Below are 20,106 nucleotides of genomic sequence, written 5' to 3' on the forward strand. Positions count from 1 at the left end.
GCCTGCGGTCATCCCGCATCGGTTTTGTCGCAGGATTCAGACCTCCGGCGCTTTCGCGCCTGCGGTCATCCCGCTCTAAGAAGGAAACGGATTCATGGCCACTGCGGGCGAAGCGTTCAAGGCGGGCGATCTGGCGGCGGCGGTCGCGGCCGCGCAGGCGGCGGTGAAGGCCGCGCCGCGGGATTCGGGAGCGCGATGGCTGCTCGCCGAGCTCATGCTCTTCGCGGGCGATGCCGAGCGGGCGGACCGCATGCTCGACGCCGCCGTGCTCGACGATCCCTCGCCGGCGGTGCTGGAGTTCCGCAAGCTGCTGCGCGCCGAGGTCGTGCGCCAGCAGGTGTGGAACGAGGCGCGCGCGCCGAAATTCTCCGCCGACGATGCGACGAGCGCGCAGTCGGCCGCGCTGCGCGCCGCCGTCCTGGCCCGCGCCGGCGCGACCGAGGAGGCCATGGCCGAGGCGAACGCCGCGGAGGAGGCCCGCCCCAGGATCTCGGGCGAGGCCGAGCTGGCCGACGGCACGACCATCGCCTTCGACGACTTCCGCGACGCCGACGACCTGCTGGCCCCCATGGTCGAGGTGCTGACCACCAATGGCGAGCACATCCTGGTGCCGGTGGAGCGCCTGGTGGCGCTCGACTTCGACACGCCGCGCCGCCCGCGCGACCTCGCCTGGCGCCGCACCACCATCGAGCTGAAGGACGGCACCGAGGGCGTGGTCTACATGCCCACGATCTACGCCGCGCCGGCCGGCCAGCCCGACCCCGTGAAGCTCGGCCGCGTCACCGAATGGACCGAGGATGCCGGCCCCGTGCGCGGCCGCGGCCAGCGGCTCTTCCTCATCGGCGAGGAGGCGATCGCGCTCTCCGACCTCGCCGCCATCCGCTTCGCCCCATGAGCGGCCCCCAATGAGCGGATCAGGCGAGCGCAGCTCCGGCACACGGCCGACGCAGCGCGTCCGGCTGCCCCTGCTCGATCGCCTGCTGGACGCCGATCCCGGCACTAAGGAAGAAAAGCTCCCCACGCCCGCCGAGGCGCTGGACACGCTGCGCGCCGCCGTCCGCCGCGACCTCGAGGCCCTGCTCAACGCCCGCCGCCGGCGCTGGCCCCTGCCGATCACGGGGACGGAATTGCCGATGTCGCCGCTCGGCTACGGCATCCCGGATGCGACCTCGGGCGCCTATGCGCTGCCCGAGCGCCGCGAGGGGCTGGCCATGGAGGTGGAGCGCATCATCCGCCGCTTCGAGCCGCGGCTGCTGTCCGTGCGCGTGCAGCTGCGCGAGTCCGGCAACGAGCTGGACCGCACGCTGCGCCTCAAGGTGGACGCCGTGCTGCGCACCGATCCCATCCCGGAGCCGATCAGCTTCGAGACGGTGATCGAGGCCGTCTCCCACGAAGTCATCGTGACGGAGCGGGGATGATGGCGCGCCCCGACATATCCTCTCGTTCCGCCAGGGCGCGACGGCGCGCCGCCATCCGCCGTATCGGCCGGCCGGCTGATCCCTTCGCTTCGCTCCGGGGCCGGACAGGCGCTGGCCGGCCGGCTGATCCCTTCGCTTCGCTCCGGGGCCGGACGGCATGAGCGAAAGCCTCCTCCCCTTCTACAACCGCGAGCTGGCCGCCCTGCGCCGCCTCGCGGGCGAATTCGCCGAGGCCTATCCCAAGGTCGCGGGACGGCTGCGCGTCACCTCCGACGGCACGGTCGACGATCCGCATGTGGACCGCCTGCTGGAGGGCGTGGCCTTCCTCGGCGGCCGGGTGCAGCAGCGCCTCGAGGACGAGCTGCCCGAGATCACCGACGCCCTGCTGGAGCTGCTCTCGCCGCACCTCCTGGCGCCCGTGCCGAGCATGACCACGGTGCGCCTCCAGCCCAAGGACGAGGCCCGCGGCCCGGCCGTCGCCCCCCGCGGCACGCCGCTGGAGACCGAGCCCGTGCGCGGCGAGCCGCTGCGCTACGTCACCTGCCACGAGGTCACGCTCTGGCCCGTCGTGATCGAGGCCGTCAGGCTCATGGGCCTGCCGCTCGCGGCGCCCGCCAATCCGCGCGCGCCGGGCGCGGCCGGCTGCCTGCGCATCACGCTGCGCGCCCAGGTCCCCGACCTCAACTTCTCCGAGATGGGGCTCGACATGCTGCGCCTGCACCTGCGCGGCGCGCCGCAGGTCGCCGCCGGGCTGCACGAGCTGCTGGCCACCGCCTGCGTCGGCATCGCGCTGGCCGACGGGCCGGGCGACGCCTCGCCCACCCTCATCGGCCCGGAGAAGATCCGCCCCTTCGGCTTCGAGCGCGAGCAGGCCGCCCTGCCCTGGCCGCGCCGCGCCTTCGACGGCCACCGGCTGCTCACCGAGTATTTCGCGCACCCCGAGAAGTTCCTCTACCTGGAGATCGACGGGCTGGAGGCGCGCAGCCTGCTCCAGCACAGCAACAAGCTGGAGATCTTCGTCTACCTCAACCGCGCCGCGCCGGAGCTGGAGCGCACCGTCGGCCTCGACACGCTGGCGCTGCACTGCACACCGGCGGTGAACCTCTTCCCGCAGCGCTGCGAGCCCATCCCGATGGACGGCACGCAGTCCGACTGGCTGGTGATCCCCGACGCGCGGCGCCCGGCGGCGCTGGAGATCCACAGCATCGACGAGGTGCGCGAGAGCCGCCCCGACGGCGCCCGCCGCATGGTGCTGCCCTTCCAGCGGCTGGCGCGCGACGGCTCCGCCGAGGAGGATGCCGCGCCGATGCAGTGGATCGCGATGCGCGGCCCCGCCCCTGCCTCGCTGACCGGCACCGAGACGCGGCTCATGCTGCGCGACCTCAACTTCGATCCCGACGCGCCGGCCGACGGCGTGCTCACCGTCAACGCCACCTGCTGCAACCGCGACCTGCCGGAGCTGCTGCCCTTCGGCGGCGGCCAGCCGCGGCTGCGCATCGCCGAGCCGACCTGCCCGGCCTCGCGGGCCGAATGCCTCTCCGCGCCCACCTCGACGCTGCGGCCCAGGCTGGGCGAGCGCGGCGCCTGGCGGCTGGTCTCGCATCTCGCGCTCAACCACCTCGGCGTGATGGGCGGCGACAGCGCGGCCGTCGCGCTGCGCGAGATGCTGCGCCTGCACGACCTGCGCGACACGCCCGAAAGCCGCACGGCCATCGCGGCGCTGGTGGCGGTGAATTCGGGGCCGGGCGTGGCGCGGATTCCCGGCCAGCGCCCGGGCGTCTTCGTGCGCGGGCTCGAGGTCTCGCTGACCTTCGACGCGCAGGCCTGGCATTCGGGCGGGCTCTACCTGCTGGGCGCGGTGCTGGAGCGCTTCCTGGCGCTGCAGGTCTCGGTGAACGGCTTCGTCCGCACGCGGGCCTATCTCCGTGGACGCCAGACGCCGGTGGCGAACTGGGCCCCGCGCAGCGGGACGCGCGTGCTGCTGTGAGCGACGAGGACGATCCGGAAGCCACCATGGTCGTCCGGCGGGTCCCCGCCGCGCCGGCCCCTGCGCCCGCGCCGCCCCAGCCCGAGGCCGCGCCGCCGGAAGAGTCTGCGCCGCCCGTCGTCACCATCGCCGCGCCGGAGGCCGAGGTGCTGGAGCAGCCGGCCGAGGCGCTCGCCGTCCCGCCCGGCGCGCCCGCGCCGAGCCCCATGGCCACGCTGGCCGCCCATCCCGAGCGCTTCGACCTGGACCAGGCCGCCTTCGTCATCGCCCGCGAGCGCGACGCGGTGGAGCTGCCCTTCGCGAGCGTCGCGCGCCTCGGCCTGCCGCTCTCCGAGGTGACCGCGGCCAATCCGGAGACCGGCGCGCTCACCTCGCCGCTCTTCGGCCTGATCGGCCCGGGCGGCACCCTGCCGCGGCACTACACCGCCACCACGGGCGCCGAGCTCCGCAACCGCAGCCGGGCCCTGCACGCCTTCCTCGACATGCTGGCCCGCCGCTTCACCGGCATGTGGGTCCGCGCCGGCGCCAAGTACCGGCCCGCCCGCGATTCCGGCCCGGCCCGCCGCGCGCTGGACGCGTCGATCGGCATGGGGACGGCGGGCCTGGCCGGCCGCCTCGCCGTGCCGGCGGAAAGCCTGCGCTACCATGCCGGCCACCTCGCCGCCCGCACCCGCAGCGCCGAGCGCCTGCGCGCCATGCTCGCCGAGGAGGCCGGCGCCGAGGTCGAGATCGTCGAATTCGCCGGCGGCTGGCTGCGGCTGCCGGTCACGGAGCAGTCGCGCGTCGGGATGGCGCATGGGCGCCTCGGCGTGGACGCGGCGGTCGGCGCGCAGGTCTGGGACCCGCAGGCGCGCTTCATCATCCGGCTCGGGCCGCTCGATGCCGAATCCTTCGCGCGGCTGCTGCCGGGCCAGCCGCTCTTCGAGCAGATCTGCGGGCTGACGCGGCTCTTCGTCGGGCCGGAGCAGGATTTCGTGCTGAACCCCATCCTGGCGGCCGATGCCGTGCCCGCCACCAGCACCGGCACGGGCAGCGGCGGCGGCGGCCGCCTCGGCCTCACCTCCTGGATGGGCGCCTCCAGGCCCCGCCGCACCCCCGCCCGCGACGCGTACCTCCGCCCGCCGCCGATCTGAACTCCTTCAAGGAATTTCGAATGACCTCCTGGGCCCATGGCTATGTCGCCGACAGCCCCTACACCTTCGCCTACCAGGCGGCGCAGGCCCCGGGGAACCTCGCCCTGATCTGCGCCATGATGGGCGTGGACTGGCAGCCGACCGCGCGCATGAACGTCGCCGACATCGGCTGCGGCCGCGGCTACACGGTCAACGCGCTGGCCGCTGCCAATCCCGGCTGGACGGTCCTCGGCCTCGACTACAACCCGGCCCATATCGCCGAGGCCGCGTCCCTGGCCGAGAAGGCGCAGATCGACAACGCCACCTTCGTCGAGGCCGACCTCGCCGAGATGACCGATGCCGAGATCGACCAGATCCCCGAGCTGGACGTGGTCAGCGTGCACGGCGTCTGGACCTGGGTGTCCGACCCCGTCAGGGCCGGCATCGTGCGGCTGCTGGCGCGCCGGCTGAAGCCGGGCGGGCTCTGCTACATGGGCTACAACGCGCTGCCCGGCTTCGGCGGCGACATGGCGCTGCAGCGGCTGTTCCGGCACCTGACCGCGCTCCAGCCGCTCGGCTCCTCGCCGGAGAAGGCCCGGGCCGTCATCCCGACCATCCGCGCGCTGCACGCCACCAAGCCCGCCAACCTGCTGCCCACGGGCATGCTGAAGCGCATCGCCGAGGACGAGACGGAGATGGACGCCGCCTACCTCGCCCACGAGTTCCTGACGGCCCATTGGCGCCCGGTCTTCTTCGAGGACCTCTGCGCCGACCTGGCGCCCGCCAAGCTCGACTACGTGGGCAGCGTCGGCTTCCACGAGAACGTGCCCGACCTGCTCTTCTCGCCCGAGCAGCGCGGGATCTACGAATCCCTGCCCATGGGCCCGGCGCGCGAGCTGATGAAGGACCTCGTGCTGCAGCGCCCCTTCCGCCGCGACGTCTTCGTGCGCGGGCTGCGCCGCACCGACCCCGTCCTCGCGCTGGACCGCCTGGTGCTCGGCGCCTGCAAGAACCTGCCCGAGAAGAGCCCCAGCATCGGCGTGCCGGTGGGCTCGGCGGAGCTCGGGCCGGCGCTCTGGGAGCCGATCGCCGCAGCCCTGCGCGAGGGGCCGCAGAGCCTCGGCCGCCTGCGCAGCCTGACCGCGGACCGCAACCCCAACGCCGCCGAGCTGCTGACCGTGCTGGCCGGCGCCGGCTTCGTCCTGCCCGTGCTGCGCGACGTCGGCCCCAGCGAGGCGACGCAGCGCTTCAACCGCACCGTCGCCGAGACCTATGCGCGCGAGGGCCGGCGCGGCGGGCAATACGCCATGGCCTCGCCGGTCACGGCGGCCGGCATCCCCTGCACCTGGATGGAGCTCGCCGTCGCCTGCCAGCTGGGCGATTCCGGTCCCGACCTGCCCGACCCGGCGACGATCGCGACACGCATCCTGCCCGACATCAGCGCCGAGGGCCTGGAGGCCGCCGGGGGCATGATCGAGGAGCTGCTCCGCGAGCGCCCGGCCATCTGGCGGCGCTTCGGGATCATCTGACCATGGCGGACTGGTCCCACGGCTACGTCGCCGGCAGCACCTACGGCATCGCCTACCAGCCGGCGCAGACGCCGGCCCACATGGCCATGGTCTGCGCCGCCGGCGGCGTCGACTGGCAGCCCCGCACGCGCATGACCGTCGCCGATATCGGCTGCGGGCGCGGCTATGCCGCGAACACCCTGGCCGCCGCCAATCCCGACTGGACGGTGATCGGCCTGGACCACAACCCCGTCCATATCGCCGAGGCGATGCAGACCGCCGGCCGCGCGGGCCTCGGCAACGCTCTCTTCCTCGAGGCCGACCTCGCCGCCATGGACGAGGCCGGGCTGGACCGCATCCCGCCGCTCGACGTCGTCATGGTGCACGGCGTCTGGTCCTGGGTCTCGGACGAGGTGCGCGAGGGCATCGTGCGGCTGCTGGCGCGCCGGCTGAAGCCGGGCGGCCTCGCCTATCTCGGCTACAACGCGCTGCCGGCCGCGGGCGCGGACCTCGCCCTGCAGCGGCTGCTGCGGCACCTCGCCGGCCCCGTGGGCGCGCATCCCGGCCAGGCCGAGGCGGCCGCCGCCACGGCCCTGGAGCGGCTGCGCGGCATGGCCGGGCACCTGCCGCTGCGCGAGACGGCCATGCTGAGGCGCCTGCTGGCCGATCCGCCGGTGGTGGAGCCCGCCTTCGTCGCGCACGAGTTCCTGACCGCACATTGGCGGCCGGTCTTCTTCGAGGACCTCTGCGCCGCGCTGGAGCCGGCCAAGCTCGACTTCGTCGGCAGCAGCAACCTCTTCGAGGCGGTGCCCGGCCTGGTCTGCGACCCGCCGCAGCTCGCCGTGATGGGCAGGCTGCCGGAGGGCGCGCCGCGCGAGTTCCTGAAGGACCTCTGCCTGCCCCGCGCCTTCCGCGCGGACGTCTTCATCCGCGGCGGGCGCCGCACCGATCCGGTCGAGGCGCTGGATGCGGTGGTGATCGCCGCCTGCGCTGATATCCCGGAGGAAAGCCCCATCCTCGGCACCGGCACCGGCCGCGCCGCCCTGCCGGAGCGGGCCTGGAAGGCGATCGCCCAGGGCCTCGCGGAGGGCCCCCGGCCGATCGGCGCGCTGCGGGCCCTCGCGGCCGAGGCGCTGCATCCGGGGGAGGTGCTGGCGCTGCTGACGGGGACCGAGATGGTGCTGCCCGTCTTCCGCCCGCCGGAGCGCGCCGCCGCCGCGACCCGCTTCAACCTCGTCGCCGCCGCCATCCATGCGCCCGATGGCGAGGGCACCGGCCATTTCGCCCTCGCCTCGCCCGTCGCGGCCGGCGGCCTGCCGGCCAGCGCGCTCGACCTCGCCCTCGTCGCGGCGCTGCTGGAGGGCGCCGATCCGGAGGATCCGCTGGCGCTGGCCCGCCGCCTCCAGCCGGGCCTGAGCCCCGCCGGCCAGGAGCGCGCGGCGGAGATCATCGCGGACCGCTGGGCCGAGCGCATCCCGGTCTGGCAGCGCTTCGGCGTGCTGTGACAATCGGCCCGGGAATGCCGCCGCGGCGGTTTCCCGGGCGTTTTCCGCAAGTTCCACTGCGACGCGGCGCATGTGACAATTCTTCCCATGACTTCGCCACGATCCGCTGGTTCTGTAGGCACAAGTCGATTGAGGGCCGCCCGCCGAATGACGGCCACCCAGGAGAGGCACACCATGTCGAGATCCATCCTTTACGCCACCCTCTGCGCCACCGGCGCCCTGATCGGCACGACAGCCCTGCCCTTCGCCGGCGCCGCGCTCGCCCAGGACGATCCCGCCGCCCGCCAGCTCATCGAGCGCCTTCGCCCGACGGAGGGCCAGACGCGCGGCATCCGCATGCCGGGCAGCGACACGGGCACCGTCACCGCGCCCCCGCCGACGCTGACGCCCGCCATGCCGCAGCCGCCCGCCGGGCGCGCGGACGACGGCAAGCCGGGCGGCGGCGTCGCCGTGAACCGGCCGCCGCCGGCCCCCGTGCCCCCGCCGCGCCAGACCACCGCGCCGGCCGGCGTCGCCGCGGTCTCCATCACCGTGAACTTCGCCTCCGGCTCGGCCGAGCTGACGCCGCAGGCCAAGGCCTCGCTCGCCTCGCTCGGCCGCGCGCTGAGCTCGCCCGAGCTCGCGCCCTACCGCTTCCGCATCGAGGGCCACACCGACACGGTGGGCGACGCCAACATGAACATGGCGCTCTCCCAGCGCCGCGCCGAGGCGGTCGCCGAGTTCCTGCGCGCCCAGTTCAGCGTGATGCCGGACCGCCTCGTGGCCGTCGGCATGGGCGAGAGCCAGCTCCTCGTGCCAACGCCCGACCAGTATTCGGAGTCGCGGAACCGGCGCGTCCAGGTGGTGAACATGGGCGGCTGAGCCGCGCCGGCGGCGCCCCGCGCGGGCGCCGTCCCACCGACTGGCCTCACCACCGGGGCGCGAGGAAACGGCCATGGACGAGGACGACACCGTACGCCTGCCGCGGGCGGCCGCCACGGGCCGTGCGACGGCCCCCGCGCCCTCTCCGCCCCCGCCGGAGATTCCCCGCCGGAGCCTGACCGGCCTCTGGATCGGCATCGGCGCGGGGGCCGTCGCGCTCGCCGCGGCCGGCGGCGGCGCCTGGTGGTGGCTGGGCCGCCCGGCCGGGCCGCTGCCCGAGCCGGAGCCGCCGCCCGCCCGCCCGCCCGCGGAGCCGCCGCCCCCGCCCGAAGGACCGCCCGCCCTCTCCGTCGCCGAGATCCTGGCCAACCGGGCCGTGGAGCCCATGGCGATGCGCTGGGCGTCCAATCCGCTGGTCTGGCTGCTCGACTTCCCGAATCTGGAGCTCCAGGGCCGCGCCATGAACCGCATGGCCGCGCTGCTCGAGAAGGCGCACACCCCGCGCGACCGCGTGCTCGGCGACGAGGCGCTGGCGGCCGCCATCGCCGCCGACCGCCGCACCCCCTCCACCTGGTATTTCGGCCACAACTATCGCGCCTCGGACCTCGCCCGCTTCTTCGAATGGGCCGAGCGCGACGGGGTGGCGCTCAATCCGCTGGAGCTCTGGGTGCGGGAGCAGGTGGAGCTGGCGCGGCGGGTGGACCGCTCGCGCGACGCGGCCTTCCTCACCCTTCCCGCGCTGGGCCCGCATGTGGACGCGGCCATGCGCGCCGCCATCCTGCGGCACGAGCTGGGGCACGGGCAGTTCTTCACCCTGCCCTTCTTCGCGGCGCATGTGATGCGCGTCTGGGAGCGCGGCTTCTCCGAGGCCGAGCGCGACGCCGTGCGGCGCTTCCTCGACGCCGAGGGCTACGACGTCAGGCAGGAGGAGGTGATGGCCAACGAGGCCATGGCCTATCTGCTCTACACGCCCGACCGGCGCTTCTTCGACCCGGCGCGCGATCTCGGCTGGTCGGACGGGCAGGCGGACCGGATCCGCGGGATGTTGCGGAGCGGCGCGCCCGAAGAGCCGTGAGGGAGCCGGGAGGTACCTGCCGGAATCCGGCCGCACGGCGGCCGGCGCCGCCCACTCCACCTTTCGGCCGGGCGCTCCAGCGGCGCGGCGAAGCCAAGGCGGCGGAGCCGCCGCCCGGCGTCTGAGGGCCTAGGACTATCTCGCCGCCGTCTCGATGACGAAGGGCCGGACCAGCACGCGGCGGTTCTGCGCCCGGGCGTTGCGCAGCGCCTCCCCCAGCGCGGCCAGATAGGTCTCCTGCTTCTCCACCTCGGGCCGCGGCGCGGGGAAGAGCGGCCCCTCGCTGACCATCGCCACCAGCAGGTCGGTGCCGAAGGGCTCGCTCACCTCCCAACCCGGGAAGCCGGCCCGGGGCTCGCCCAGCCGCACCGTGGCATTGGCCTGGTGCGGGGCCGAGGGCACGAGATGCGCGACCTCGCCCGAGCTCATGAAATAGGCGACGTAGAGGTTGCCCCCCCAGTCCGGCATGGTCACGTCGAAGCGCAGGAGCTGGCCGTTGACCAGCGGCAGGTTGCCCACGGGACGGACGCGCGGCGCGGCATCGGGCGGGGCGAGATAGGGGCGCAGCACGTCCGTCGCGGGGCAATAGGGCCCGTCGAAGCCCTGCACCGCGAGGCGGGTCGAGGCCAGCGGGATGTCGCGCGCGGCGAGCGCCCGGCGCAGCGACCCATCCTCGCCACGGCGCAGCACGCCCTCCAGCGTCAGGGCATCGTCGGTGGCGGAGGCGGCGATCAGGCCGCAGGCCGGCGCCGCGGCGGCCGCACGGGCGGCGGCGCGGAAGTCGAGCGCGGGGCGGGGCGCGAGGGCGAGTTGCTGGGGCGGCGTCGGCCGCTCCGCCGGCTGGAGCGGCGCCGAGGGGAAGGTGCCGGGCGACGAGGCGGTGCCCGAATTGCCCTGCGGAGCCGTGGACGGCGCCGGGCTGGGCGCGGGCGCGGCCGGCACGAGCAGGGGCGTCGACGGCGCCGGCGTGAAGGGGGTCGGCGCCGGCGCCGCGGGGGTCAGCGGCGCCGGCGCCGCGGGGGTCAGCGGCGCAGGCGCCGAGGGGGTCAGTGTCGCAGGCGCCGCGGGGGTCAGTGTCGCAGGCGCCGAGGGCGTCAGCGTCGAAGGCGGGGGCGTCGTGGGCGCCGGCCGTACGGGCGTCGGGGCCGGCGCCACGGGTACCGGCGCCGGGACGAAGGGCGCCGGCTGGACCGGCGCCGGGAGCGGCGCGGCCGGGCTGGGCTGCACGGGCGCCGGGCTGGGCGCGACCGGCGCCGGCTGCACGACGGCGACATCCGCCGGGCGCGGCGCGGGCGCCGAGGGCGGCGCTGCAACCGGCGCGGAGGGCGTCGCCGCAACCGGCGCGGAGGGCGTCGCCGCAACCGGCGCGGAGGGCGTCGACGGCGCCGCGGGCACGGGCGACGGCGCGGGGGTCGGCGCCAGCGTGACCGTCGTCGGCGCCGGCGAAGGCGCGGGCGTCGTTCCGTTGCCCAGGAACATGAAGGCCGCCGCGCCGGCCACCAGCACGGCCGCCACGCCGCCGCCGATGAGCATCACGGGCGGGCCGCTCTTCGCCCTGGGCGGCGGGGGCGGCGCGGCGGCGGCCGCCGGGGCCGGCGGCGGCGCGGCCGGGCGCACCGTGCCGGAGACCACGGTCGCGTCGGCATCGGCCATGGGCAGCGGCGCCGCGGCCGGGGGCGCGCTCAGCGCGCCGCGGATCGCCTCGGCAAAGGCGGCGGCCGAGGCGAAGCGGTCCTCCGGGCGCTTGGCCATGGCCTTGGCCACCACCGCGTCGAAGGCGCGCGGCGCCGTCACGGAGAGGCTGGAGGGCGGCGTCGGCTCGGTGTGGATGGCCTTGTGCTGCACGGCGGAGAAGCCGCCCTCGAAGGGCTTCTCCCCCGTCAGCAGCTGGTACAGCAGCACGCCCGAGGCCCAGATATCGGCCCGCGCATCCACCGGCTCGCCGCGCAGCTGCTCGGGCGCCATGTAGCTCGGCGTGCCCATCACCGTGCCCACCTGCGTCATCGAGGAGTTCTCGATGCGGGCGATGCCGAAATCGGCGATCTTCACCGTGCCGTCCGAGGTCAGCATGATGTTGGCCGGCTTGATGTCCCGGTGCACCACGCCGCGCTTGTGGCTGTAGTCCAGCCCCGCGAGGATCTGCTCCATCAGCCGGACGATCTCGGGCAGCGCGAAGCGCTCGCCGCGGTCGAGCACCTGCTTCAGCGTGCCGCCCTCGACCAGCTCCATGGCGATCCAGGCGTTCTCGTGGTCCTCGCCATAGTCGTAGACGGCGACGATGTTGGGGTGGTTCAGCCGTCCGGCCGCCTGGGCCTCGCGCTTGAAGCGGGCCAGGGATTCCTGCCCCTCGACATCGCCGGCGGCGGGCCTGGGGATCACCTTCAGGGCGGCGCGGCGCTCGATCACGACGTCGAAGGCGTCCATCACGGTGCCCATGGCACCCGCGCCGAGGCGACCGCGAATCTCGTACTTGCCGACCTGCTGGACCGCCATGAACCCTGCCGCCTCCTGTTATGGTCCAGACTACCGCCGATGCCCGCGCTTGCCAGCAGGCATTATCGGCTGGCTTCCTCGCGGTCCATCTCGGTGTCGGTGAGCTGCCCGGCCAGCAGCACCGTCGCCCCGAAGCTCTCGCGCCGGGCGGCGTTGGTGGCGACGAGGCCGCGCAGCTCCGCCGCCTGCCGCAGCTCGGCGGGCGAGGACGGCGCCGGCGTGGCAGCCTGCGCCGAGGCGGCGGCGACCAGCGCGGCATCGGCGGCGCCGATGCGCTCCGAGACATCCAGCGCCGCCTCGATCTCCTCCCGCAGGGCGGTGCGGATGCGGGCGATGCGGATCTCGGCCGTGATCCGCCAGATGCGGCCGGCGGCCTGGTCCTGGCGCACCGCGCGGGCCTGGGCGGACCGGCACTCGAACAGCCGCGAGGCCGCCTCCTGGGAGAGCAGGAGATGCAGGTTGGCCAGCCGCAGCGCGGCGATCATCTCGGGCCGGCGCGGCCCCTCGCCGGGCGGCGCGACGCCGCTGACCGCCATCTGGCGGCCGAGCAGGGCCGCGGCCGGGGCGCAGGCGTCGGGGGACGGTGCTGCGCCCGGGGCGGCGCAGGCGGAGAGGCCGAGGATCAGCAGCAGCGGCCAGGATCGGAGCAACAGGGGCATGTCAGTCGGAAGTTGGTGCCGGCGACGACAGCATGCGACGGCAAGCGCCGCAAATTACGATCGGAACAGGCCGGCGAGCTTGCGCCGCAGGGCCGGCGCCTCTTCCGGCGTGGCATGGGCGCAGAGCAGCTCCACGAAATGATCCGCGTCGGCCGCCTGGCCGACCGCCTTCTGCACCAGGACCCTGGCGAGCGGCCCCACCACGAAGGCCAGCGCCTGGGTCGCGGCCTCGCGGGTGCCGGGCGGAAGCCCGAAGGGCTGGCCGGACGCCAGGGTCGGCGTGCGGGCCGCCGTGGCGGAGGGCGGCGCGGGCTCGACGGCGGCGCCGTGCAGCCTGAGGAAGGCGACGCGCTCCTCCGGCGATTCGATCATGGCGGCGCAGGCGCGCAGCAGCTCCTCCTCGCTCGTGGAGGCGGCGACGGCGCGGCGCAGCAGCGTGATCGCCAGCGGCCCGAGCCGGCTCGCCAGGTCCGCGCGCAGGCGCTCGACCAGCGCGGGGTTGAAGGCGGACCCCGCCAGGGTTCCGCCGGGCGGCGCCGGCGGGGCCAGCACGCGCGTGGCCTCCTCGGCCAGCACGCCCCCGGCGAGCGCCGTGCGCAGCGCCTCGGCAAATTCCTGCGCGGAGGCGAAGCGGAAATTCCGGTCCTTCGCGAGGCCGCGGGCGAGCACCTCGCCCATCGTCGTGCCGGCCAGGGCGCCGAGGTCCGCGGGCTCGGGCGCGGTCAGGCGCAGCAGCGTCTCGGCCAGGCTGGGCGCGGCGAAGGGCGGCCGTCCCAGCAGGATCTCGTAGAGCATGGCCGCCGCGGCAAAGAGGTCGATCCGCTGGTCCACCGGATGGCCCATGGCCTGCTCGGGCGCCATGTAGGAGGGCGTGCCGACCACGCCGCCCGCCGCCGTCAGGGCCGAGAGCCCGAGCCGCGCGATGCCGAAATCGGCGATCTTCGGCTGGCCCTGGGGCGTCACCATGATGTTGCCCGGCTTGATGTCGCGATGGACCACGCCCAGCGCATGCGCCGCGCCCAGCCCGTCCAGCACCTGGAGCATCGCCTGGGTCAGCCGCGGCACCGCGGCGGCGCGAACCGCCGGGTCGCCGCGCAGGATGCTGGAGAGGCTGCGCCCCTGCACGAATTCCATCACGATGTAGGGCGGGTCGGCGTCATCGGCGAAGTCGTAGACGGCCACGATGGACGGATGCGCGCAGCGGCCGGCGGCGCGGACCTCGGTGCGGAAGCGCTCGAGGAATTCCGGCCGGTCCTGCGGCTCCAGCAGGTCGGCGCGGATGGTCTTCACCGCGACGGTGCGGTCGATCAGCGGGTCGTGCGCCCGGTAGACGCGGCCCATGGCACCCGCGCCCAGCTCCTCCAGCGCCAGGTAGCGACCGAAGCGCGCGAGCGGCGCGGCCTCGCTCACGGCGTCACTCGCCCAGCATCTTCACGGCCTGGTCGAGGCTGCGCCGCATCCGGGTGAAGGCACGGCCGAGCTCGGAGATCTCATCCTTGCCCGTCGCCTCGAACTCCACGGCGCCGCCCTCCTGCCCAAGGCTGACGGCGGTGGCGGCGTGCGACATGCGCGTGACCGGCCGGATCACGACCACGTGCAGCAGCGCGTTGAGCACCAGCATCATGCTCAGGAAGGTGCCGAACAGGATGGCCATGGCGCTGTGCAGGTTCCGCCTTGCATTGCCGAGGGCGACGTTCATCGGCACGGAGACGAGCTGCGCACCGATCGTCTCGTTCATCCGCCAGCCGAAGCCGTTGGCGGCGCCGTAGACCTGCACCATGCGCGGCGGCGCGGCCTCGGGCGTGGAGTGGCAGACGAGGCAGGCCTCGTCGCGGATGGTGATGGGGCGCGACAGGGTGAGCACGCGGCCGGTCGGCGTCTCGCGCTCGCCGATCATCTCCGTCAGGCCGGGCGTGTTGCGGAAGCTGTTGATGAAATCCGCCTCCCAGTCGAGCGCCCGGTCGTTGAGGTTGGTCGGGTTCAGCGCCGCTTCCTTGTAGGTGTAGTCCGGATGCTCGTTGCGCATGGTGCGGAGGTTGGTCTGCGCGGCGTAGGAGGGCACGGTCAGCGGCGCGATCCAGCCGGGATTGTTGCGCGTGACGACCGGGACCACGTCGCGCACCGTGTATTCGCGCACGGCGTTGGCGGCGCTCAGCATCACCCGGGCGTTCTGCAGCACCTCGTTGCGCGCGGTGGTGACGAACTGCCGGTCCAGGAAGACCCAGGCGGCAGCGAAAGCCAGGGCGAAGACTGCCAGAAGGCCGAGGTTGAACTTTGTGCGAATCCCCATGGCGGCGATCATGTCGGTCTGTGCGATCCACGCAAGATAGGGGAAACCTATAGGCTCCGATGTAACAATAGGTGGGAAACGGGCGGAACATGCGCCGGCTCGACTCCCGTCGGGCATGGTCTAGCATCTTTCCCAAAGATTGAGGTTCCGCCATGTCCATCGTCGTCCCGCCCTTCCGGGCCGCCGCCCTCGCCGGCGCGCTGGGCCTGCTCGCCGCCTGCGTGCCGCCCGCGCCGCCGGCCTCCACCCCCGTCGCGGCCGATCCGGCCGACCCCTGCGGGCCGCAGGTGGTGGTCTTCGTCTCGACCGGCGATCTCTTCGGCGAGCCGCCGCGCCGCACGGCCCCGCCCACGCAGGAGGAGCTGGAGGCCGAGCTGGTGCGCGAGAACGTCGCGCTGGAGCGGCTGCAGATCGCCTTCGACGCCCTGCTCTACTGCCGCTGGACCGAGGTGCGCCTGATCCGGGCGGATGCCGAGGCGGGCACCATCCCCCCCGCCGAGGCGCCCCGCCGGCTGGCCGCGGCCGAGGGGCGCCTGCGCCGCGACGTCGGCCAGGGCGGCCGGATCCGCGACAGCGTCACGGCCCGCAGCGCCCGCATCGAGGCGGCGGTGGAGCGCGTCTCGCCCGGCACCCGCGCAGCCGTCGCGGCCGCGCGTGCCGGCTCGGGAGCGCTGCCGCGGGCGGTGGTGTCCGCGCCGATCGTGCTCCGGCTGCGGCCCGACAACGTCTCGCCGATCGTGGCGCGGCTGCCGGCCGGCGCGCAGGCGACGCTGCGGCCGGGACCGGGCGGCTTCTCCTTCGCCGATGCCGGCCCGCAGGCGCGCGGCTATGCCTCGAGCTCGGCCTTCACCGTGGTGCCGCAGGTGCAGGTGACGAGCGGCTCGGCCGGCACGGACCGGCTGCGCAGCCTGGCGGCGACGAACATCGCCCGGCGCGAGAGCTTCGCGCAGAGCATCGCGCTGGCCGATCGGTCCGGAGTGGAGGGGCGGTTCGAGCCGGCGAGCTGATGCCGGACGGCCGAATTTCGCCCAACAGGTGAAGATTAAGCTCTCATATCACCCTATCGTGGTGCGATGGACAGCATGCCCATCGTCGCCGGCCCGGCTCTCGCATCCGACCTTCCCGTCGCGCCCGACCGCTATGCCGCCTTCCTCCTGGCCACCCTTCCCCAGCTCCAGGCCCTGCCCGCCGGCCGCTTCCGCCGCGACGCCTGCCTCGACGCCGCCCTCGGCGCCGGCTTCGCGCCGGGACGGCCGGGCATCGGTGTGGAGCTCGGCGTCTATCGCGGCCGCAGCCTGCGGCATGCGGCGCGCCGGCATCCCGGGCGCCGCTTCGTCGGCTTCGACAGCCTGCGCGGCTTTCCCGAGGACGGAAGGCCCGACTGGCAGCAGGACTTCGCCGTCCGGGCGCCGCCCCGGCTGCCGGCCAACTGCCGCTTCATCGAGGGCTTCTTCGATCGGACCCTGCCGGGCTTCGGCGCGGCGCTCGACGAGCCCATCGCGATGCTCAACATCGACTGCGACCTGTTCAGCTCCACGGCGACGGCGCTCGCCGCCCTGGCGCCGCATCTCGGGCCGGGCACGGCCATCCACCTGGACGAGGCGCTGAACTACGACACCTGGCTGTGGAACGAGATGCTGGCGCTCTTCGCCTTCCTCGACGGGAGGGGCCTCGGCCTGCGCTGGATCGCCCGCAGCGGCCGGGTGCGGGACCTGCCGACGACGCTCGCCTTCCAGGAAGCCGGCCGCTACCCCTCCTGGAACGACGACATCCGCGCCGGCTTCCACCGCCAGGCCGCCTGCGTGCTGACGGAGGGCGGCCTCGACGCGGCCGCCCTGGGCCGGCCGGAGGTGGGCCGACTCGCCGACCGCCTCGTCGCCCTCCACCGCGCCCACAGGCGCCAGGAGATAAAGCTGGAGCATTGCCACCCGGCGGACCTCGTCGCCCTTCCGCCGCCGCGGCCCTGGTGGCGCCCCTGGCAGCGAGCCTGAGAGGCCATCCCCAAGAGACGGCCTCTCAGGCGGCCTTGGCGACCTGGGCGGCGCCGAGGTCGATCCGCGCCTTCAGCGGCAGGTGGTCCGAGGCGAGGCGCGCCAGCGGCGTGCTGTGCGCCTCCACCCCAGCCACGATCCCCTGCGTCCCCAGGATCCGGTCCAGCGCCAGGAAGGGGAGCCGGGACGGAAAGCTCGGCGCGCCGCCGGCCAGCGGGCCGAAGACGCGCTCCAGCGCCACCAGCGAGGAGGGCACGCCCGGCCGCCACTCGTTGAGGTCGCCCATCAGGAGCGTGGGCATGGGGGTATGGGCGCGCCGGTCGCCCTCGGCGATGGCCTCCAGCAGGGTCGCGGCCTGCATGGCGCGGTGGCGGCGCATGAGCCCGAAATGGGCCGCGATCACCCGGATGCGGCCGCCCGGCAGCTTGAGCTCGGCCACCAGCGCGCCGCGCGGCTCGGCGCCCGGCAGGTCGATCCGCCGCAGCCGCAGCAGCCGCCCCTCGCGCACCAGCAGGGCATTGCCGTGCCAGCCATGGCCGCCGGGCGTGTCGGCCACCGGCAGCAGAGTGAGGCCGGTGCGCTTCTCCAGCGCCGCCGCGTCGAGCAGGCCGATGCGCTGGCCGAAGCGCCGGTCGGCCTCCTGCAGGGCCAGGACGTCGGCATTGAGCTCGGCGATGACGCTGATGATGCGGTTCGGGTCGAAGCGCTTGTCGATGCCCACGCATTTATGGACGTTGTAGGACGCCGCCATGATGCAGCCCTCCGGCCGCGCCTCGGCCGGGGGATGGTTCACCGACCCGCGGCGCCGCGCGAGCGCCCCCTGCAGCTGGCGGAAGGCGCCGTGGATCTCGATGGGGAAGCCGGTTCGGGGAGAACGGGGCGGAGCGGTCATCCAGTCTCTCTCGGTGTGGCCGCGTCGGGGCTGATTCGATCAGGAGGAATGCGCAGGAAGAATGGGCATCCGGGCGGCCCATGCCAACCGGATTCGGGAGGTGAACGCCGGGACAGGGCGAGGTTTTCATGCGCCGTCCATCCGGCCGCCCCGCCCCCCGGGGCCCTTGCATCGGTTTCAGGTTCGCGACGATGCTATCCCGATAAGCTTTCCGGACGTCCCGCCATGCCCATGATCCTCGCCGCCAACGCCAATGCCCAGGGCAGCCATGTGGGCGAGTGGCGCCACCCGACCGCCTGGGACAGGCCCGCCGCCAATCTGGAGAACGCCGTCCGCCTCTCGCAGATCGCCGAGGCCGGGAAGATGGACCTGCTCTTCCTCGCCGACGGCAACGGCGTGCGCAACCTGGACAAGCCGGACCTCTTCGCGGCCACCGCGCCCTCCGACCGTCCCGGCATCTTCGAGCCGGTGACGCTGCTCTCCGCCTTGTCGATGGTGACGCGGCACATCGGCCTCGTGGCCACGGCGACCACGACCTACGACGAGCCCTTCGGCGTGGCCCGGCGCTTCGCCTCGCTGGACCATCTCAGCAAGGGCCGCGCGGGGTGGAACCTCGTCACCACCTCCAACCCCGGCGACGCGCTGAACTTTTCCCATGACGAGCACGTGGCCCGCGCCGACCGCTACGAGCGCGCAGGCGAGTTCGCCGAGATCGTGAAGGGGCTCTGGGATTCCTGGGCCGACGACGCCTTCCCGCAGGACAAGGCGACGGGAAAATTCCTCGACCCGAAGAGGGTCCACGCGCTCAACCACAAGGGCAAGCACTTCAAGGTCGCCGGCCCGCTCAACGCACCGCGCCCGCCGCAGGGCCATCCGCTGATCTTCTCGGCGGGGCAGTCGGACGCCGGCAAGGAGCTCTCCGCCTCGACGGCCGACTGCGTCTTCGCCATCGAGGGCACAATCGAGAACGCCCAGAGGCTCTATGCCGACCTCAAGGGCCGCATGGCCAAGCACGGCCGCCAGCCCGACGAGATGAAGATCCTGGCCGGCACAACGGTCGTCGTCGGCGAGACCGAGGCGGAGGCCGACCGCATCCTGCAGGAGCTGGAGGATCTGGTCCCCGTCGCCGTGGGCCTCGACTACCTCTCCAAGATGGTCGGCGCGCGGATGGCGGACTACCCGATCGACGGCCCCATGCCCGAGCTCAAGGGCGAGCATCTCGGCCCCACGGCCATCGGCCATTCGATCGTGGCGATGGCCCGCGCCAAGGGGCTGACGGTGCGCCAGACCTACAAGACCGTGCTGCCGCAGATGGCCGGCAACAGCTTCAAGGGCGACCCCGTGCAGGTCGCCGACAAGCTGGAGGCCTGGTACCGCGGCAAGGCCTGCGACGGCTTCATGATCGCCGCGCCGGTGGTACCGACCGGCATGGAGCGCTTCACGAAGCTCGTGATCCCCATCCTGCAGGAGCGCGGCCTGTTCCGCCGGGAATACGAGGGCCGCACGCTGCGCGAGAACCTCGGCCTCGTCCGGCCGGAGAACCGCTTCTTCGTCCCGGCGAAGACGCCCGCCATGGCGAAGTGACGGCGCGCCGAGCTGGCGGTCGACGACCTCCTCCTGCGGCGACAGGACCGGACTCAACCGAGCGTGAAGCACGCGAGCATGGTCAGCCCCACGCAGAAAATGCCCAATCCGACGGCCGAGGCGGCCAGGCCCAAGTCGCTCACGAGAGGCTCCATGTCGGTGAAGATTCGATCAGTCGCACGAGGCCGGCGACGGCCATCAGGCCGGCGGCTTCATCAGCGCGTCCCAGGTCAGGACCCAGGAACGTGTCCCGGTACTTGAGAGCGTGGACGGCAGTGACAAAGGCGGCGACGAGGAGGACCGGCACAGGGCTCGCGTAGCGGCGGGTCCCTGCGGTCACGACCAGGAACCACACGGCCACCACCATCAGCATGGCGGCGAACCTGGCCAGGGCAGCGATGGAAGGCGCACTCAGCCGCGACATTTTCATCTGCATGACACGGCGTGAGACATGCGCCGCGGAGGCGATGCGTGGCCATGCGAAAGGACGGGCCCCGGCGTAAAGCTTCTGCAAGAGACCGGTCGTCCGAGGCGCAGGCGGCACAGCGGCAGGTCGCGAGCCACGGCCCCCGCCATCGGTGGCATGCGCTCGGCCATGGCGTCGGACCGGAGGCAGGGCTTCCGGCGATCGAGCATTCGGAGGTCGCGGCGCTGGTGCTGGCCGCGATGACCCGGGGCGCGCGCCGTGTCTGCCCAAACGGCTTGAACGGAAAGCTTCCTCTGCTACCGTC

At 73.9% G+C, this 20,106-nt stretch carries 17 protein-coding genes; 11 read left to right on the forward strand and 6 right to left on the reverse strand.

Annotated elements, in window-relative coordinates; translation table 11 throughout:
• Positions 1-94 precede the first annotated feature (94 nt).
• The 8 genes from AC1ROY_RS19905 to AC1ROY_RS19940 all read left to right on the forward strand — a co-directional run bounded on the left by AC1ROY_RS19905 (position 95) and on the right by AC1ROY_RS19940 (position 9,466).
• Positions 95-895, forward strand: coding sequence for a type VI secretion system accessory protein TagJ (locus AC1ROY_RS19905; protein ID WP_493150613.1), 801 nt, complete (start codon positions 95-97; stop codon positions 893-895).
• A 10-nt stretch (positions 896-905) separates the two neighbouring features.
• Positions 906-1,418 (forward strand): type VI secretion system baseplate subunit TssE, encoded by a 513-nt coding sequence (gene tssE / locus AC1ROY_RS19910; RefSeq protein ID WP_493150614.1) that lies wholly within the window; start codon positions 906-908, stop codon positions 1,416-1,418.
• 157 nt (positions 1,419-1,575) lie between these two features.
• Entirely contained in the window at positions 1,576-3,405 is a 1,830-nt protein-coding gene (gene tssF / locus AC1ROY_RS19915; RefSeq protein ID WP_493150615.1) for a type VI secretion system baseplate subunit TssF, read from the forward strand.
• Positions 3,402-4,538, forward strand: a complete 1,137-nt coding sequence (gene tssG, locus AC1ROY_RS19920; RefSeq protein WP_493150616.1) for a type VI secretion system baseplate subunit TssG — start codon at positions 3,402-3,404, stop codon at positions 4,536-4,538. The genes tssF and tssG overlap by 4 nt, the downstream gene beginning before the upstream one ends.
• A 20-nt stretch (positions 4,539-4,558) precedes the next feature.
• On the forward strand, positions 4,559-6,046 hold the full coding sequence (locus AC1ROY_RS19925; RefSeq protein WP_493150617.1) for a class I SAM-dependent methyltransferase: 1,488 nt from the start codon (positions 4,559-4,561) through the stop codon (positions 6,044-6,046).
• Positions 6,047-6,048: 2 nt separating this feature from the next.
• Positions 6,049-7,530 (forward strand): class I SAM-dependent methyltransferase, encoded by a 1,482-nt coding sequence (locus tag AC1ROY_RS19930; RefSeq protein ID WP_493150618.1) that lies wholly within the window; start codon positions 6,049-6,051, stop codon positions 7,528-7,530.
• Positions 7,531-7,704: 174 nt separating this feature from the next.
• Positions 7,705-8,391, forward strand: a complete 687-nt coding sequence (locus AC1ROY_RS19935; RefSeq protein ID WP_493150619.1) for an OmpA family protein — start codon at positions 7,705-7,707, stop codon at positions 8,389-8,391.
• Between the two features lie 73 nt (positions 8,392-8,464).
• Complete coding sequence (locus tag AC1ROY_RS19940; protein ID WP_493150620.1) at positions 8,465-9,466, forward strand: hypothetical protein; 1,002 nt, start codon at positions 8,465-8,467, stop codon at positions 9,464-9,466.
• Between the two features lie 135 nt (positions 9,467-9,601).
• On the opposite strand, the gene AC1ROY_RS19945 is transcribed toward AC1ROY_RS19940, so the two are convergent.
• From AC1ROY_RS19945 to AC1ROY_RS19960, 4 genes are all read right to left on the reverse strand, one after another.
• Positions 9,602-11,959, reverse strand: coding sequence for a serine/threonine protein kinase (locus AC1ROY_RS19945; RefSeq protein ID WP_493150621.1), 2,358 nt, complete (start codon positions 11,957-11,959; stop codon positions 9,602-9,604).
• Between the two features lie 62 nt (positions 11,960-12,021).
• Positions 12,022-12,609, reverse strand: a complete 588-nt coding sequence (locus AC1ROY_RS19950; RefSeq protein WP_493150622.1) for a hypothetical protein — start codon at positions 12,607-12,609, stop codon at positions 12,022-12,024.
• Positions 12,610-12,672: 63 nt separating this feature from the next.
• Complete coding sequence (locus tag AC1ROY_RS19955; RefSeq protein WP_493150623.1) at positions 12,673-14,028, reverse strand: serine/threonine-protein kinase; 1,356 nt, start codon at positions 14,026-14,028, stop codon at positions 12,673-12,675.
• Between the two features lie 4 nt (positions 14,029-14,032).
• A complete protein-coding gene (locus tag AC1ROY_RS19960) occupies positions 14,033-14,908 on the reverse strand; it encodes a Tll0287-like domain-containing protein (protein ID WP_493150624.1) in 876 nt (291 codons plus the stop codon).
• 152 nt (positions 14,909-15,060) lie between these two features.
• Here AC1ROY_RS19960 and AC1ROY_RS19965 point away from each other — a divergent pair, with 152 nt between their 5' ends.
• Positions 15,061-15,915: a hypothetical protein gene (locus AC1ROY_RS19965; protein ID WP_493150625.1), complete on the forward strand. Its 855-nt coding sequence runs from the start codon at positions 15,061-15,063 to the stop codon at positions 15,913-15,915.
• 75 nt (positions 15,916-15,990) lie between these two features.
• Complete coding sequence (locus AC1ROY_RS19970; RefSeq protein WP_493150626.1) at positions 15,991-16,899, forward strand: class I SAM-dependent methyltransferase; 909 nt, start codon at positions 15,991-15,993, stop codon at positions 16,897-16,899.
• 25 nt (positions 16,900-16,924) lie between these two features.
• Here the strand turns inward: AC1ROY_RS19970 and AC1ROY_RS19975 are convergent, their stop codons facing one another.
• Positions 16,925-17,791, reverse strand: coding sequence for an endonuclease/exonuclease/phosphatase family protein (locus tag AC1ROY_RS19975; RefSeq protein WP_493150627.1), 867 nt, complete (start codon positions 17,789-17,791; stop codon positions 16,925-16,927).
• 225 nt (positions 17,792-18,016) lie between these two features.
• Between AC1ROY_RS19975 and AC1ROY_RS19980 the strand changes: the two genes are divergently transcribed.
• Positions 18,017-19,375, forward strand: coding sequence for an LLM class flavin-dependent oxidoreductase (locus AC1ROY_RS19980; RefSeq protein ID WP_493150628.1), 1,359 nt, complete (start codon positions 18,017-18,019; stop codon positions 19,373-19,375).
• A 139-nt stretch (positions 19,376-19,514) separates the two neighbouring features.
• Here the strand turns inward: AC1ROY_RS19980 and AC1ROY_RS19985 are convergent, their stop codons facing one another.
• Positions 19,515-19,889 (reverse strand): hypothetical protein, encoded by a 375-nt coding sequence (locus AC1ROY_RS19985; protein ID WP_493150629.1) that lies wholly within the window; start codon positions 19,887-19,889, stop codon positions 19,515-19,517.
• Between the last annotated feature and the right edge of the window lie 217 nt (positions 19,890-20,106).

The organism is Roseococcus sp. GW821-FHT12F05, from assembly GCF_058806835.1.